Origin of the sequence: Lentzea sp. NPDC020367 (assembly GCF_044387305.1) — a bacterium.
Classification (GTDB): Bacteria; Actinomycetota; Actinomycetes; order Mycobacteriales; family Pseudonocardiaceae; genus Lentzea.
Genome location: NZ_JBIRVV010000031.1, coordinates 16417 through 31671, shown reverse-complemented (window position 1 = coordinate 31671; position 15255 = coordinate 16417). Strand labels below are relative to the sequence as shown.

Annotated in this window: 12 protein-coding genes; 5 read left to right on the top strand and 7 right to left on the bottom strand. The window is 68.5% G+C overall.

Annotated elements, in window-relative coordinates; all coding sequences use genetic code 11:
* Positions 1–96: 96 nt before the first annotated feature.
* On the top strand, positions 97–924 hold the full coding sequence (locus ACH413_RS47320) for a DUF4082 domain-containing protein (RefSeq protein WP_360048840.1): 828 nt from the start codon (positions 97–99) through the stop codon (positions 922–924).
* Here ACH413_RS47320 and ACH413_RS47315 read toward each other — a convergent pair.
* Positions 914–1348, bottom strand: coding sequence for a MarR family transcriptional regulator (locus ACH413_RS47315; protein WP_360048876.1), 435 nt, complete (start codon positions 1346–1348; stop codon positions 914–916). The genes ACH413_RS47320 and ACH413_RS47315 overlap by 11 nt on opposite strands.
* 60 nt (positions 1349–1408) lie before the next feature.
* Between ACH413_RS47315 and ACH413_RS47310 the strand changes: the two genes are divergently transcribed.
* On the top strand, positions 1409–1780 hold the full coding sequence (locus ACH413_RS47310) for a nuclear transport factor 2 family protein (RefSeq protein ID WP_360048841.1): 372 nt from the start codon (positions 1409–1411) through the stop codon (positions 1778–1780).
* Here ACH413_RS47310 and ACH413_RS47305 read toward each other — a convergent pair.
* Positions 1740–3266 (bottom strand): ABC-F family ATP-binding cassette domain-containing protein, encoded by a 1527-nt coding sequence (locus ACH413_RS47305; RefSeq protein ID WP_360048842.1) that lies wholly within the window; start codon positions 3264–3266, stop codon positions 1740–1742. The genes ACH413_RS47310 and ACH413_RS47305 overlap by 41 nt on opposite strands.
* Before the next feature lie 89 nt (positions 3267–3355).
* Here ACH413_RS47305 and ACH413_RS47300 point away from each other — a divergent pair, with 89 nt between their 5' ends.
* Together ACH413_RS47300 and ACH413_RS47295 are read left to right on the top strand one after the other, a co-directional pair.
* Complete coding sequence (locus tag ACH413_RS47300) at positions 3356–4057, top strand: class I SAM-dependent methyltransferase (protein ID WP_360048844.1); 702 nt, start codon at positions 3356–3358, stop codon at positions 4055–4057.
* Between the two features lie 125 nt (positions 4058–4182).
* Complete coding sequence (locus tag ACH413_RS47295) at positions 4183–5250, top strand: histidine kinase (protein WP_360048845.1); 1068 nt, start codon at positions 4183–4185, stop codon at positions 5248–5250.
* 2 nt (positions 5251–5252) lie between these two features.
* Here ACH413_RS47295 and ACH413_RS47290 read toward each other — a convergent pair whose 3' ends face one another.
* The 5 genes from ACH413_RS47290 to ACH413_RS47270 all read right to left on the bottom strand — a co-directional run bounded on the left by ACH413_RS47290 (position 5253) and on the right by ACH413_RS47270 (position 11453).
* Complete coding sequence (locus ACH413_RS47290) at positions 5253–6788, bottom strand: helix-turn-helix domain-containing protein (RefSeq protein WP_360048847.1); 1536 nt, start codon at positions 6786–6788, stop codon at positions 5253–5255.
* Positions 6785–7846, bottom strand: a complete 1062-nt coding sequence (locus tag ACH413_RS47285) for a DUF917 domain-containing protein (protein WP_360048849.1) — start codon at positions 7844–7846, stop codon at positions 6785–6787. The genes ACH413_RS47290 and ACH413_RS47285 overlap by 4 nt, the downstream gene beginning before the upstream one ends.
* 10 nt (positions 7847–7856) lie before the next feature.
* Positions 7857–9395, bottom strand: a complete 1539-nt coding sequence (locus ACH413_RS47280) for a hydantoinase/oxoprolinase family protein (protein ID WP_360048850.1) — start codon at positions 9393–9395, stop codon at positions 7857–7859.
* Between the two features lie 9 nt (positions 9396–9404).
* Positions 9405–10655, bottom strand: coding sequence for a cytosine permease (locus ACH413_RS47275; protein WP_360048851.1), 1251 nt, complete (start codon positions 10653–10655; stop codon positions 9405–9407).
* Between the two features lie 186 nt (positions 10656–10841).
* A complete protein-coding gene (locus ACH413_RS47270) occupies positions 10842–11453 on the bottom strand; it encodes a hypothetical protein (protein ID WP_360048852.1) in 612 nt (203 codons plus the stop codon).
* 517 nt (positions 11454–11970) lie between these two features.
* Here ACH413_RS47270 and ACH413_RS47265 point away from each other — a divergent pair.
* Positions 11971–15171 carry a type ISP restriction/modification enzyme gene (locus tag ACH413_RS47265; protein ID WP_360048854.1) on the top strand — a complete coding sequence of 1067 codons (3201 nt, stop codon included), beginning with the start codon at positions 11971–11973 and terminating at the stop codon, positions 15169–15171.
* The last annotated feature ends 84 nt before the right edge of the window (positions 15172–15255 follow it).

The window sequence follows — 15255 nt, the reverse complement described above, 5'->3', positions numbered from 1 at the left end:
ATCTGGCCGACCCGGGTACGCCTGTCAGCCGAACGGGTGCGGGACTGCCTGGCGGATCACCGTAACTGCGTCTTCACCGGGGACGATCTGCCGTACATGAGACGATTAGCAGTACTGCTGCTGGCACTTGTCCTGGTCTCTCCCACTCCCGCCCTCGCGGCGGACGGCCCGATGGCGATGATCTTCTCGCCCACCGCGGAGGCCTCCGTCCCGCTGAACGAGCCGCTGCTCGTGATCGGCGGCGCCGTCAACGGCGAGTCGGGCGGCATCACCGAGGTCGACTTCTCCACCGACAACGGCACCAACTGGACCCCCGTCGACGCGCACGGCGAGCGGTGGTCGGTCCTGCTCTTCCCGTCCGTCCCCGGCCCGCTCACGATCCTGGCCCGCGCCCACACCGCGTCCACGACCGGCCCGGTCACCGCGTGGCGCACCGTCCACGTCGGCGGCACCACAGTCCCGGCACTGATCCACGAGACCTCGCTGACCCTGCACGACACGTACAGCCCGACGGTCAACGACCCCGACGAGCAGGCCGTCGAACTCGGCCTGCGCACCCAGGTCGACCGTCCTGGCTCGCTCACGGCGGTGATCATCAGGCGCGGCAACTACACCGGACCCGTGACCGCGCGGATCTGGTCCGACGGCACGTTGCTGGCCGAGCAGGCGGCCCCCGGAGCCGCCTACAGCCAGCGGATCACCTTCAGCACACCGGTTCCCGTGGTGCCGGGCACCGACTACGTCGTCTCGTACGTCACGCCGTCCGGTGGCTACAAGGTGACGGAGAACTACTTCGTGGGCAACCTCGTCCAGACGCCGTTCAGGATCCCGGTGAACGCCGGCGTGTACAGCTACGACGGCGGTTTCCCGACGGACACCTGGTACGCCAGCAACTACGGCATCGAGCCGGTCTTCAGGCCGTAGCCACCCGGCGCCTCAGCACGGCCTCGGTGCCGCCGGTCGCGTCGAGCAACCTGATCAACGCTCGCTTGACCTCGTCATCGCCGTGCACGTCCAGCTCACTGCGGAGCCGGCGGCTGTCCTCGACCAGTCGCCGGCCCCGGTCGGTGAGCCCCGCGCGCCTGATCCGGCTGTCGGCGCGGTCCGGCTCCCGCGTGACGTAGCCGAGGCGTTCCAGTTCGAGCAGCTGCTTCGAGGCGGCCTGCTGGGTGACGCCGAGCAGTTCCCCCAGTTCGGACACCGTCGGCGCGCCTTCGATCAGGTGCTGGATCACGTACCCGTGCGACACCCGCACGCCCTCGTGCCCGATCTCGTGCAGCCGCTCGAGGATCGCGTCGTTGGCGGAGCTGCCCGCCAGGTAGGCGAGGGTCGCGAGGTCGATGTCCATCAGGTCCACGCCCTGCATCCTCACATTGACAACCACGGTTGTACAACTATGGTTGTGGACATGGATCCCGTTGCCGTCGCCACCTCACTGCACCGAGCGCTCGAAGCCGGCGAGTCCGGTTCCGCGCTGCGCCGCCACTTCACCGCCGACGCGGTGACCGTCGAACGCCCGAACCTGATCAAGCCGAACGGCACGCGGACGCCGTTGGCCGAGATGCTCGCGAACTCGGAGAAGGGCGTCGGCCTGCTGTCGAGCCAGAAGTACGACGTGCACTCGGCGCTGGTGTCCGGCGACACCGCGATCCTGCGCCTGACCTGGACCGGTGTGCTCCGCGACGGCAGGCAGCTCGTCGCGCACATCGCCCAGTTCGTGGACACGCGCGACGGGCTGATCAGCTCTGTCGAGACGTTCGACTGCTACGAACCATTCTGAGCTCCTCCCCCTGCCACCTCTGGCGCAGCAACCGGTCGTGCGACGCCACGACGACCGCGCCGGGATAGTTCTCCAGTGCGGCTTCCAGCTCTTCCACCAGCGCGAGCGACAGGTGGTTCGTCGGCTCGTCCAGCAACAACACGTCGGATTGCTGGGTGAGCAACCGGGCGAGCGCGAGCCGTCGCCGTTGCCCGATCGACAACGCGCCCACCGGCGTGCCGAAGTCCTCTCGGCGCAGCAAACCCAGCGCTTCGAGCTCGTCCGCGTTACCACCGAACGCCTTCAGGACCGTCTGCTTCGGTTCGCGCACAACGGTTTCCTGTGGCAGGTAGCCGATCACGCCGTTGCGGGTGACCTCGTCCTTGTCGAGGACACCAGCCAGCACGTCGAGCAACGTCGTCTTGCCGGAGCCGTTCGGTCCGGTCACCAGCAACCGTTGCCCTGCCTCGACCTTCAGCCCCCCGAACTCGAGAACCGTGCCCTCCCGCACCGCCGCGTCGAGCGGAGCGTTGAGGCGCAACGGTTCCGGTGGCTTCGGCACCGGTTCGGCGCGAAGCCGCTCCAGCCGTTCGGACGCGCTGCGCACCCGCGTCCTGATCGACGCCTGCACGCGACGCCCGTCGCCGTTGTACTTGCACTTGTTGTGGTCCCGGATCGGTCGCGCCGGCGCGACGCGATGTGCTGTCGTGCCACGCCACTCGGTCCAGTGCCCGATCTCGCCGACCCACTCCGCGTAGGCCTGCTCCCACCGCTGCCGCGCCGCCCGCTTCCCGGCGACGTAGCCCGCGTAACCGTTGCCGTAGCGGGTGATCGCCCGGTTCTCGACCTCGACGATCGCCGTGGTCACCCGTTCCAGCAACAGCCGGTCGTGCGTCACCACGACCAGCGTGCCGCGGTGCCCGCGCAGCCTGTTCTCCAACCAGGACAACGCCTCGTCATCCAGGTGGTTGGTGGGTTCGTCGAGCAGCAGCAGTTCCGGTTCGGCCGCCAGCACACCGGCGAGCGCGAGCCTGGCCCGTTCCCCGCCCGACAACGTGCCCAGCCGCCGTTCACGACCGACGGTCACACCGAGCGCGGACATCGCGGCCTCGACCCGCGCGTCAGCCGAGTAGCCGTCCCGCGACTCGAACGCCGTCAGCAGTTCCCCAAGTTCATCGAGCCTCTCCTGTTCCGCCGCGACCGCGATCTGCTGCTCCAGCAGGCGGATCTCCACGAGTGCGGCATCGATCGCGTCGCCGACCGTCGCGTCCTCCGGCAGGTCGAGCACCTGCCCGAGGTAGCCGACACCCTGCGCCACCACGGTGATCTCACCGTCGTCCGGCACGTCCTGCCCGGCGATCAGCCGCAGCAGCGTCGACTTGCCCGAGCCGTTCTCGCCGACCACACCGAGCTTCTCGCCCGGCCGGACCGTCAGGGAGATGTCGTCGAGCACGCGCTTGTAGGCGTAGTTCCTGGTGATCTTCTTGATCGTCAACTGAGCTGACATAACCTAACCGATGTTGCCATACACCGTACGAGGCCGCAATCAAATACCGCTCTCAGGTAGACTGGCAGGGCATCTACCTGGGGGTTTGAGTGCAACGGAACGTGCGCACGATCGACGACGTGATGGCTTTGCTGGACGGTTTGTTCGCGCCGGAGGCCGACCGCTGGACCGCTCAGGCGGGCGGCTGGTGGGACGGCTTCTACGCGGACCGCACGCGGGAGGTCCCGTTCTTCGTGGCCAAGCCGGACGAGAACCTGGCCGAATACCTGGAACGCGGCCTGATCACGCCGGGCAGGGCGCTCGACGTCGGCTGCGGTCCCGGTCGCAACGCCCTCTTCCTGGCCCGCAACGGGTTCCAGGTCGACGCCGTGGACATCTCGGCCACCGCCATCAGGTGGGCCACCGAACGCGCGGAAGGCCTGGACGTCCGGTTCCGGCACGGCGACGCGTTCGCGACCAACGGCTCGTACGACCTGGTCTACGACTCGGGCTGCTTCCACCACCTGCCGCCGCACCGCCGCATCGGCTATCTCGCGCTGCTCGACCGCGTGCTCAGGCCCGGCGGCCACTTCGCGCTCACCTGCTTCACCGCGGACGAGGGCACCGCCACGCCGGACGCGGACCTGTACCGGCAGTCCGGGCTGTCCGGCGGGGTCGGCTACTCGCCGGAGGACCTGCGCTGGATCTTCCAGGACCTCACCGAGGTCGACCTCCGCCGCATGACGGAGGAGCCCGCGGACTCCCCCGCGTTCGGGAAGTCGTTCCTCTGGACGGCCCTGTTCCGCAAGTAAGTGCAGCCAACGGACACAGGCGTCCGGCAGGCGGAAAAGTCGGTGGTCGCCACCTGCGAAAGTAGGGTCAACGCCCTGCTCCAGTAGGTGATCCAGGGCACAAAACCGGCAGTATCGTCACCCGCGTGACACGGGCCGGAGAGCTGGCGCTGGCGCTGCTCGTGGCAGCGCTGGGGATCGGCCGTGAGTTGGCGCTGCCCGCGCCGTCGCATCTCGTCGCTGGGGGAACGACGTTCTACGTCACGGTCCACCTGCTCGCGGCGGCGGCGCTGTGGTGGCGGCGCAGCCTCCCCGTCCACTCCGGCTCGGCGATCTCCTTCCTCTCGCTCCTCACCCCGACCTTCGCCTCGGTCGTGTCCGCGTACTCGATCACCGCGTACACCGCGAAGCACCGCTGGCTCGTGGTCGTCCACGCCCTCGCGTGGCTTGCCGGCTCCGCGGTGTGGACGTTCCCGGACGGTCTCGTCGGTCCCTGCCTGATCGCGATCGCCGGGCTGACCGGCCTCCACCTCGGCGAGCGGCGCAGATTCGTGCAGGCGCTCGCCGAGCGGGAACGTGAACTGATGGCCGAGCACGCGCGCGCCGACGAACGCACCAGGCTCGCCGCCGAGATGCACGACGTCGTCACGCACCGGCTGAACCTGATGGTGCTGCACGCCGGCGCGTTGCGCATGGCCGCCAAGGACGACGACGTGCGCAAAGCCGCCGAGGAACTGCGCGCGGCGGGCTGCCACTCGCTGGCCGAACTGCGCGACCTCGTCGGCGTGCTGAGGTCCGGCCGTGCCCCGCGCATCCCGGACGTGCTGCCCGACCGGCTCTCCCGTCTCGTCGCCGACTCCGCCGCCACCGGCCTGGAGATCACGCTGACCGAACACGGCGACGCCGACACCATCTCGCCCGCCGTGCGCCGCACGATGTACCGGGTGGTCCAGGAGTCGCTGACCAACGTCCACAAGCACGCACCCGGCGCCCACACCGAGATCACCATCCACTGTGGACCGAGCAGCGTCCGCGCGGTCATCCGCAACACCAGGCCGTCCGCCGTCCCGGCCCTCGTGCTGCCCGGCTCCGGCAGCGGTCTGCTCGGCCTGCGCGGTCGCGTCGAGATGGTCGGCGGCACCCTCACGGCGGGCCCGACCGACGACGGCGGCTTCGAGGTCGACGCCGTCCTGCCCGCGTTCGTGCCGACCTGACCTCACTCGTCGGAGGCGCGGACCGCCCTGCAGGCCAGGTGCACCGCGAGCCGTTCGTCCGGGTTCAGCAGGCTGACGCCGAGCAGCTGTTCGGCCCGGTTGATCCGCTGCGCCACCGTGTTGCGGTGCACCTTCAACCGCACGGCCGCCGACGACGTCACCGACTCCTCGTCCAGGTAGATCGCGAGGGTGCGCAGCAGTTGCCCGTCCTCCACGCCCGCCAGCGGTTCCAGCAGACGCGCGGCCTGGTCGACCAGGGCCGGCGTCTCGGCCGCCATCGACAACAGCCGCCGCACGCCCAGTTCGTCGATGTGCACGACCTTCGCCACGCCGGTCATCGCCGCGGCCTCGCGCGCCTCGGCCAGCGACCTGCCCACGCCGGAGACGCCGGGGTGCGGGCGGCCGATGCCGGCGACGACCGGGCAGCCGCCCAGCACCTGGGCGATCTTCGCGGTCAGCTCGCGGTGCTGCGACTGCGGCGGCTCGGAGTCGTTGGTGAGCCAGAACGACCAGCCCTCCGCGCCCTCGACCAGCTGGCCGTGCAGGCCGCGGCGGGACAGCTCGACGCGCAGCCGTTCGGTGTTGGCGGTGTCGAGCGCGTCCGGCGCGGGCGGGTTCGGCGCCAGGTGGACGCCGGTGTGCCAGCCGTCGAGCCGCCACCCGGCGAGCACGGCCTGCTGCACGAGCTGCGGCGGCACGTCGTCGCCGGAGGCGAGCAGTTCGGACAGCAGTGAGCCGCGGGAACGGGCGCGGCGCTCGGTTTCGAGGCGTTCGGAGGCGACCCAGTTGCCGAGCGCCCACGAGGCGACCTGGCTGATCTGCTGGACGGTCTCGGCCCAGCGCTTGTTGCTGCCGCCGGCGTGCGAGACGAGCCACAGGTGCACGTGCCCGGTCCGGTCGGTCTCCACCGGCACGGCCACGGCGAAGCCCTCGGCCAGCTCGACGGTGGTGGCGACGGAACCGGTCAGCAGGTCCGGGGGCAGTCCCGGCGGGGAGACGCCCTCGATCGCGGTGCCGTCCGCGCTGATCACCGCGCACGTCACGTGCAGCTCGCCGGACAGGATCGTGATCACCGAACGCGGATCGGGCCTGCTGCGCCCGAGCCGCGCGGTGACGGCGTTGAGCAGCCGGGCCGCCGCGACCTCGGGACGCCGCACGGCCGTGCGCAACGCGTCCGCGACCAGCAGCGGGTCGTCCGCGTCGATCTGCAGCAGCGGCACGCCGAGGCGGTTCGCGAACGAGATCGTCGCGGTGGACGGGGCCTGGTAGGAGCCGGTCGACGGCCGCACCAGCACGACGGCCCGCACGTCCGCGCTGTAGGCCCGGCGCAGCGCCACCTCGACGAGGTACGGCTGGTGCCCGGTCAGGATCACCAGATCGCCCGCCGAGCACGCCTCGACGGCCGTCATGTCCGCCGCCAGCCGCACGTCCGCGACCTCGGTGCCGACGCCGCGCTGGCCCGCCAGCAGGGTCGCGTCGCCGAGCACGCCGATCTCCAGCAGATCGCGCACGGTCAGGGAGTCGGCGTCGTCGATCACTCGGCGCACCGGAAGGGGACGTAGTCGAGGTCGTAGCCGAACGCCCGCGGATCGACCCTGCCGAGCATCTCCCTCCGCACCCACTGCGGCGGTGATGGGAGCGCTACCACGTCCACGACCGCGCCGAACCTGAGCCGTTCCGTCGACAGCGGGTGGCCGGTCTCGGCGTCCAGGCAGCACAGCAGATCAGGCGTCGTCACGAGCGGTTCGCCGTCCGCGAGCGCGACGAGGTACTCACCCTGCATCTCCAGGCGCACGTACGCATCGTCGGCGTCCAGTCGCCGCAGCGCCACCGTTCCGCGCGGAAAGTCCCCGACCGACTCGCGCCACACCTCGACGACTTTTCCCCGCGTGACAAGGAAACCGCCGGATGCCTTGGCCCGTTCGTCGACCGGAACCGCGTGCTGCGACCAGATCCCGCCCAGTTCGAGAGCACGGGCGAGCGAGCCCGTTATGCCCGCTTTGACCGCGTCCGCGAGCTTCAACGGCTTCGCGACCATCATCGCCCAGCCGCCGAAGTCGACCATCACGGTGCGCGCGAGCTTCTCGATGCCGGTCGAGTCGAGCACCGCGCGGTTGCCGCTGGGTTCGGTGATGGCCAACGGGGTCGTGGGCAGGCCGGCCGCGTCGTAGGTCGTCTGGTCGACCCGTGGGAACGCTCTCCCCATCCCGTCGACGTCGACGTACGGCAGCCCCAGCCGCGCGGCCAGGATCAGCGGCAACAGCCCGTTGCACCCGCCGATCTCCCACCCGATGACAGCCGTCACAGGCGTGGAGTCCTGCGCCTGCAACGCCTTCAAGGCTTCCTCGGCCTCCTGGCCGGACGGCAGCTTCTCGATCATCACGGTCGGCGCGCCGATCAGCCCGACCCGCGCGCCGTAGCCGTCGGGATCGGCCTCCTCCGGCGACAACACCGTGACCGGCCCGCTCTGCCGCATCTCGTGCCGCAGCATCGCGGCGAACGCGTGGGTCTCCTGCTCGCCGCCCCCGCCCCCGCTGCCGAGCACGACCACGCCCAGGGCGAGCTGGTCCACCTCGTCGGGCCGGAGCAGGTGCATGCGCGTGACCCTAGTGGCCGAGCAGCAGATCACCCACCGCACGCGCCCGCACCCGGCTCGCGTTTCCCGGCAGGTACGCGAGCGGGATCTCCTCGACCTCGACGATCCGCACGCTGTCCGCCTTCGCGCCCGCCGCCACCGCCTTGTCCACGGCCTCCTGCCGGGCCGCGTCGAGCACCTCGTCGCGCCGTCTGGGTTCCATCGTGAACACCCGGTCGACCTCGCCGCCGACCTGCGCGATCGCGGCGCCGATGGCGTTGGCGAAGGCGTGGTGATCAGGCCGGACGACCTCGCTGACGCCCTCGATCCCGTCCGGTACGAGGATGCTGCCGCCGCCGACCAGCACGACGGGCAACGGCGCCGGGCTCGTGCGCATGCGGTCGACCTGCGTGGCGATCCGGCCGCGGACGTGGTCGAGCACCGACCGCACGAGCGTGCGGTCGAGGTGGCGCACCAGCGCCGGGTCACCGATGTCGGCGAGGCCCGCCGCGACCGCGACGTCCGTCGTCGTGAGCGTGTCGCCGCCGAACACGAGGGCCTGCCGGGACAGGCGGAATCCGACGCTGTCCGGTCCCACCTGGAGGTCGCCCCGGTCCTGCCGCACGACGCTGCCGCCACCGAGACCGACCGACAGCACGTCGGGCATCCGGAAGTTCGTGCGCACGCCGCTGATGAGCACCTCGGACGAGGCCTCGCGCGGGAAACCGTTGTGCAGCATGCCGATGTCGGTCGTCGTGCCGCCGATGTCGATCACCGCGCAGTCGTCCGTCCCGGACAGGAACGCACCCCCGCGCATGGAGTTCGTCGGCCCGGAGGCGAACGTGGCGACCGGGTGGCTGCGCGCGTACTCCAGGTCCATCAGCGTGCCGTCGTTCTGGCTGAGGAAGAGCGGGGCGTCGATGCCCTGTGCCGTCAGGGATTCCGTGAGACCGTCGGCGATCTGCTCGGCCAGCACGCGCAGCGCAGCGTTGATGATCGTCGCGTTCTCCCGCTCCAGCAGGCCGAGCCGTCCGATCTCGTGCGAGAAGCTGACCAGCAGGCCCGGCACCTCGGCCGTGAGGATCTCCGCGGCCCGGCGTTCGAAATCGCTGCTGACCAACGAGAACACCGACGAGATGGCTACCGACTGCACGTCCTTGGCCGCGATGTCGGCGGCCACCGCACGCAGTTCGTCCTCGTCGAGCGGCGAGATGACCCTGCCGTCGTACTCGTGGCCGCCGTGACAGAGGTACGCGTGCCCGCCGATGGCCTGCCGCAGCGGCTCCGGCCAGTCGACGAACGGCGGAAGTGCCGTGGTGGCGGGAAGTCCGAGCCGCACCGCCGCCGTCCGCGCGAGCCCGCGGCCCTCCACGACGGCGTTGACGAAGTGCGTCGTGCCGATCATGACCGCGGTGATCGCGGTCCGGTCGAACGCGAGCCCGCTGACCGCCGCGATGATTCCCGTGGTCACGTCGGCCGTGGTCGTCGCCTTGCACTCGGCCAGGACCCGCCGGCCCTCGACGAGAACGGCATCGGTGTTCGTGCCGCCGACGTCGATACCGATGTGCATGTGCACCCCTCAGGCGGCCGTCGCTTCCCCGACCACCTTACGGTTGGTGGCTCGTCGCGTGCGCATCCTAAGAAGGTCCAACCGTCCTGCGGACACGTACAGCGCGAAGGCGAGCACGAGAGAGTTCACACTGGACTGCCCGAACGGCAGCAGTTCGCCGACGATGGCCGCTGCGGGCCAGACCACCACCGTGACGGGCACCCACGAAGGCGCCGACCGCGGCACGTGCGGCCGCGTCGAGATGATCTCGTTGCGCCACCGCCGCACGACGTAGTACTCGGCGACCATGATCCCGGCGACGGGCGGGAACACCACGCCCAGCAACACCAGGAAGTGGCTGAACTGGTGCACGATCCCGGCCGCCGCGAGGAAGCTGCCCGCGCACCCGACCATGACCGTCACCTGCGCCCGGCTGATCCGCACGGCGAACACGGCGTCAACGAGGTTCACGATCCCGAGCGAGGCGGAGTAGAGGTTCCAGTCGTTGATCTTCAAGACCGCCGTGACCACGATCAGCGCGCCGATCCAGCCGCTGGACGAACTGATGACGCCCATGACGTCGGTGGTGCCGACCCCGCGCGCGAGCACCACTCCCGCCAGGCTGATGACCCACTCGCCGAGCGTGATCCCCAGAACGGTCTGCTTGACGACGTCCCACTCGTTGCGGTTGAAGCGCGTCATGTCCGGCGCGATCGCCGCACCCACGATGAAACTGCCCGTGACCAGCGTGATCGCGGTCAGCATCCCGATCGCGGGCCCCGGCGCCGGCCCGGAGATGGCGGCGCCGACATCGTTGACGTTGGCCAGCACGAGCCAGAGCAACAGGGCCAGGAACGCGGGCACCGCGACGTACGAGGTCCACGCCATCCACCGCACGCCATAGGCCGCGATGACCGTGACCACGATGCCGAAGAGCAACGACCACACCGGCGCCGGCAACACCCCGGCCACCCCGGCGAGCGTCGCCCCGGCCAGCCCCGTCTGCACCCCGAACCACCCGGTGCACGACAGGGCGATGATCAGCCCGAGCACCGCCGACCCGGCGTGCCCAAAGCCCGTCCACCGCGTGAGGATGGCCGTGGAAAGCCCTTCCCGCTGCCCGATGACACCGACGGTGATCGCCACGGCGTTGAGGAGCACGGCCCCGATCGTGAGCGCGATGAACGCGTCCCAGAACGACATGCCGAACCCGAGGGTCGCGCCCAGCAACAACTGACTCAGCGCGGTCGTCTGCCCGAAGCGCTGGGTCGCGACCGACAACCAAGGGTGCCGCGCCTGGTCAGGGACACGACTGAGAGCCTGATCATCGCGCCCGAGTAGAGCGGTCATGATCATCCCTCCGCCCTGTGATCGACAACTCGGACAGTAATAGCCGAGCCACGATCGAGCTACAGACACTCTGCACAGTCGGATGAATCACCACGTTGCGATTCGCACAGGCCACCCTTAATTCATCGCCAGTGCAATCCGCCTGCGAGCAACCAACCGAGTCTGATGCACGTCCATGCTCACCCCGAGCCCGGGCCGCCGCTCAAACCGGTCGTAACTGCGGCTGAGCAGCCAGTGAGCCGCCACCGGCGTGATCAGCTCCAACCGCATCTCCTCCCGAAGCCGAGCCAACGCCTCCCCGACCTGCCGAGTGAGAAACGCGTGCCGAGTGAGACTCCCGCTGATTTCGTCGATCATGAAAACCATCGCGTGCGGCGAGTCCCCGTACGAATAACTGCACAGCAGTGCCAGATATCCCGCGTCGATCGACCGATCCCCGATCCAGCACTCGCCAAATGTGAGCGCTCCCAGATCCCACTGCGGCTCGTCCTGATGCCTCGCGGCCTCCTGCGCCCACAGCCCTGGCCGCCCGGGAAGCAAATGACCGAGCGCCGTCAGCAACGCCGCACTACGCCGGCTCGGCACCTCCTCCAGGTGCCGGACGACGACCTCCCACAACTCCTCGTTGTCGGCGAACGGCCCCGCGAACGAACTGACCTGAAGCTCGACCTCCAGCGGATCGGTCAGCTGCGGCAGGGGACGCCCGGCGTCCACCACCGCCTGCTGCATGGGGGTCAGCCTCGTCCGCACGGCCGGAGATTAGACCGATCGGCGCAACGCAGTCCGTTCGTGCATCAACGCCACCACGCGGATCACCCCATCGAGATCGCCCGCCGCCGAGACCGCACTTCGCCGGCACGCCCCTCAGGTCAGACCACCGGCCACCGATCGTGAATCCATCAGAGAATCCAATGCCGCCAAGTGAGTGGCCGCCTTCCCGACCAGCCCATTGGCGACGTTGATCCAATTCGTTCGATTGAGCCGCGTGAGTGAATCACAGCAGGGGAATTATCCGCATTCGAGTGACCATTCAATCTACATCGTTTATTGCTTGACTGCGCGCTTTGACAGAACGAATCTCAAAAGGACAACGACTTCGGGCCGGGGAGGCACGATGGGGCGGCCGGAACGAAGTAGGTCTCCCCAGGGTTTCGGCGAGTTCGCGGCAGCGGTGTCCGAGTACGGATCTGCGCTCGTGCCCCGAATGCGGGGCGACGGCCGCAACGAGGACCGTCTCCGGCTACCGGTGAACAAGCTGCTGGAACGCCTCGGGCAGGTCGTGGGCCTGCGGGTTCACGTACACGACGAGGTCACGATCACTGAGCTGCAGTCTCGGCCGGACATCGCCGTCGACGTGCCCAGTGGCCGCGTCGGCTACGTCGAACTCAAAGCCCCCGGCAAGGGGACGCCGGAAACGAGCGCATGGCGGCCGGACAAACACGATCGCCAGCAGTGGGAGAAGTTGAAGGCGCTCCCCAATCTGATCTACACGGATGGCAGCTCGTTCGCTCGCTACGAGAAGGGAACGCTGGTCGGCAGCGTCGCCGTGCTCGACGGAGATCTTTCCCGGGCTGGCAGCCGGCTCACCGCTCCGGACGCATTCGAGCGCTTGATGAGGGACTTTCTTTTCTGGCCGCCGCCAGAGCCGCGAAGCCTTCGCGCGATCGTCACCGAGGTCGCACCCCTCTGCCGACTGCTCCGGGACCAGGTGCTCGAGACGCTGCAGAAGGAGGGAAGCACGCCGGGCCGCAAGCCGTTCACAGGCCTGGCCAACGAGTGGAAGGACATCCTCTTCCCCAATCCGGACGGACGCGACAACGACACCAATTTCGCTGACTCCTACGCGCAGGCCGTCACGTTCGCGCTACTGCTGGCGCGCGTCGACGGGATCAACTTCGAGGGCCGAACCCCGTGGGCGATCGCCGAGCAACTCGCCAAGAAGCACTCGTTGCTCGGCGCGGCACTCGCGATGCTCGCGAACCCGAAATGGGTGGGCCATCTCAACGTCGTGGACTCGTTGGTGCGGGTCATCGGCAACGTCGACTGGTCGCACGTCCAACTCGGCGACGCCGACACCTACGCGAGGCTGTACGAGACCTTCCTCGAGGACTACGACCCTGCGTTGCGACGGCAGAGCGGCACCTACTACACGCCTGCCCCGGTGGCCAGGTCCATGGTCGCGTTCGTCGATCAGATCCTGAAGAAGCGGCTGAAGAAGAAGCGCGGGTTCGCCGCGGACGACGTGACGGTTCTGGATCCGGCGATGGGCGCGGGCACGTTCCTGGCGGAGGTGCTCGAAAGCGCGGCGGACACGCTCCGACACGTGCGCGGCAGCGACGCCGTTCCTGCGACCCACCTCCGCGCGTTGTTCGCCAACCGGCTGGTCGGATTCGAGCTGCAAGCAGCACCGTTCGCCGTCGCCGAACTCCGTCTGCACGCCGCCCTGAAGGGCCGCTACCAGGTAGAACTCCCTAAGGAAGAACCACGCTTCCTCACCAACGCACTAGACGACCCATACGCCCAGCCGTTCGCGTTCGGACAGCTGTACGAGGCCCTCACGGAGTCCAGGGAGAAGGCCAACCATCACAAGCGAAACGCACCGGTGATGGTGGTGATCGGTAATCCGCCATGGCGAGAGAACGCACACGGCGCCGCACCGTGGCTGGAGAAACGCCGAGACCCGAAAAAGCTGCTCGACACTTCGAACCGGCCGTCGCTGGACGAGTTCCGCATCCCAGGAGCCGGCCGGCACGAGTTCAACCTCAGCAACATGTGGACGTACTTCTGGCGCTGGTCGGCATGGAAAGCGTTCGAGGCGAACGACCCGACCGGGATCGTCGCTCTGATCACGCCGAGCGCGTATCTCACGTCCAAGTCGTACGCCGGTATGCGCAGCTACCTCCGGCGAACAGCCGACGAGGGCTGGATCATCGACCTGTCGCCGGAGCAGCACCGTGCAGGCACCAACACGAGGATCTTCCCCATCACCCAGCACAAGATCTGCATTGGCATCTTTCTCCGAACCGGTAATCCACAGCCGGAGACGCCGGCGACAGTGCACTACCGAGCCCTGTCAGGAACACAGGCGGAGAAGTTCGCCGAACTGGCGAACCTCAGCCTCGACACTGGCTGGACGGACTGCTCGTCCGACTGGCAGGCGGCCTTCCGGCCGAACGACGACACATGGGCGACCTACCCGCCCCTCGGCGACCTCTTCCCGTGGCAGCAGCCCGGCGTCAAACCTAATCGGAACTGGGTCTATGCACCCGATACCGACACCCTTGTACGACGATGGGCACGTCTGATTCATGCGAACGAAAGCGACAAAGCCGCACTGTTCAAAGAAACACGAGACCGCACCACCGTCAGTCGCGTTCGCCCTCAACCCGGCGTCCCCGCAGGAATGGCGGCCATAGGCGACGAGGCGACACCTGTGCCGCAGATGGTGCGCCTGGCCTTCCGGAGCTTCGATCGACAGATGGTGATCCACGATCGCCGGATGATCGACTTTCCCCGGCCTGAACTGTGGCAGGTAAGTGCTCCACACCAGGTCTACGTGACCGAGCAGCATGCAGATGTGCTCAGCGAAGGCATCGCGCTGCATTTCACCGCGCATGTTCCCGACATGCACTGCTTCAACAGTCGAGGTGGACGAGTACTACCGCTCTACCGAGACGCTCAAGGCGTAGTGCAGAACGTGGCTCCTGCGCTGCTGAAGACCTTGCAGGGGTTCACGGGAACGCGGGCCACCGGCGAAGACCTGCTGGCCTACATTGCCGCCATGACGGCCCATCCGGGCTACACCCGACTTTTCCGAGAGCAGTTGAAGACTCCCGGCATCCGCATACCGATCACGCTGGACACAAAGCTGTGGCGACGAGCGGTCGAGATCGGTCGTCGAGTCATCTGGCTGCACACGTTCGGCGAACGGATGGTGGACCCAAAGGCCGGCAGGCCCCTCGGCATCCCGGACGAAGCGAAGCCACACCCGGTCACACCCGTTCCGGCAGGAGACGGCGAGATCCCGAGTTCGGCTCACCTGGACGAAGCGACCGAAACCTTGGTGCTCGGCGAGGACACCCTGTTCGACACGGCCGGGCAGATCCGGCCGGTCAGCCGCGCGGTGTGGGACTACTCGACGGGTGGCATGCCAGTCGTCCGCAAATGGCTGAGTTACCGGCGGAGCGACCCCAAGCACCGCAGACGGACGTCCGAACTGGACAACATCAATCCCCAGCGGTGGACGGTGCAGTTCGACGAGGAGTTGCTGGAGTTGCTGGCCGTCCTCGACATGTGCGTGCGGCTCGAGCCCGACCAGGACGCGCTGTTGAACGAGGTGGTCAACGGCCCTCTCGTGACTGTCGCGGATCTCGAACGCGAGGGAGTTCTCCCTGTTCCTCCCGCCTACCGGAAACCGCCTAAACAAGGTGACGCGTCGTTGCTCTGACCAAGCTGTCGGTACCGGGATCTTGTTACAGGGATCGGCCGCCCGCCCTGTCACCCGAAAGCCCTACAACGCCAGCTACGGTGG

Bases quoted from the DNA above. Each gene is read 5' to 3' on its own strand.
- ACH413_RS47320 (WP_360048840.1), top strand. From the start codon at position 97: ATGAGACGATTAGCAGTACTGCTGCTGGCACTTGTCCTGGTCTCTCCC.
- ACH413_RS47315 (WP_360048876.1), bottom strand. From the start codon at position 1,348: ATGGACATCGACCTCGCGACCCTCGCCTACCTGGCGGGCAGCTCCGCC.
- ACH413_RS47310 (WP_360048841.1), top strand. From the start codon at position 1,409: ATGGATCCCGTTGCCGTCGCCACCTCACTGCACCGAGCGCTCGAAGCC.
- ACH413_RS47305 (WP_360048842.1), bottom strand. From the start codon at position 3,266: ATGTCAGCTCAGTTGACGATCAAGAAGATCACCAGGAACTACGCCTAC.
- ACH413_RS47285 (WP_360048849.1), bottom strand. From the start codon at position 7,846: ATGCACCTGCTCCGGCCCGACGAGGTGGACCAGCTCGCCCTGGGCGTG.
- ACH413_RS47280 (WP_360048850.1), bottom strand. From the start codon at position 9,395: ATGCACATCGGTATCGACGTCGGCGGCACGAACACCGATGCCGTTCTC.
- ACH413_RS47270 (WP_360048852.1), bottom strand. From the start codon at position 11,453: ATGCAGCAGGCGGTGGTGGACGCCGGGCGTCCCCTGCCGCAGCTGACC.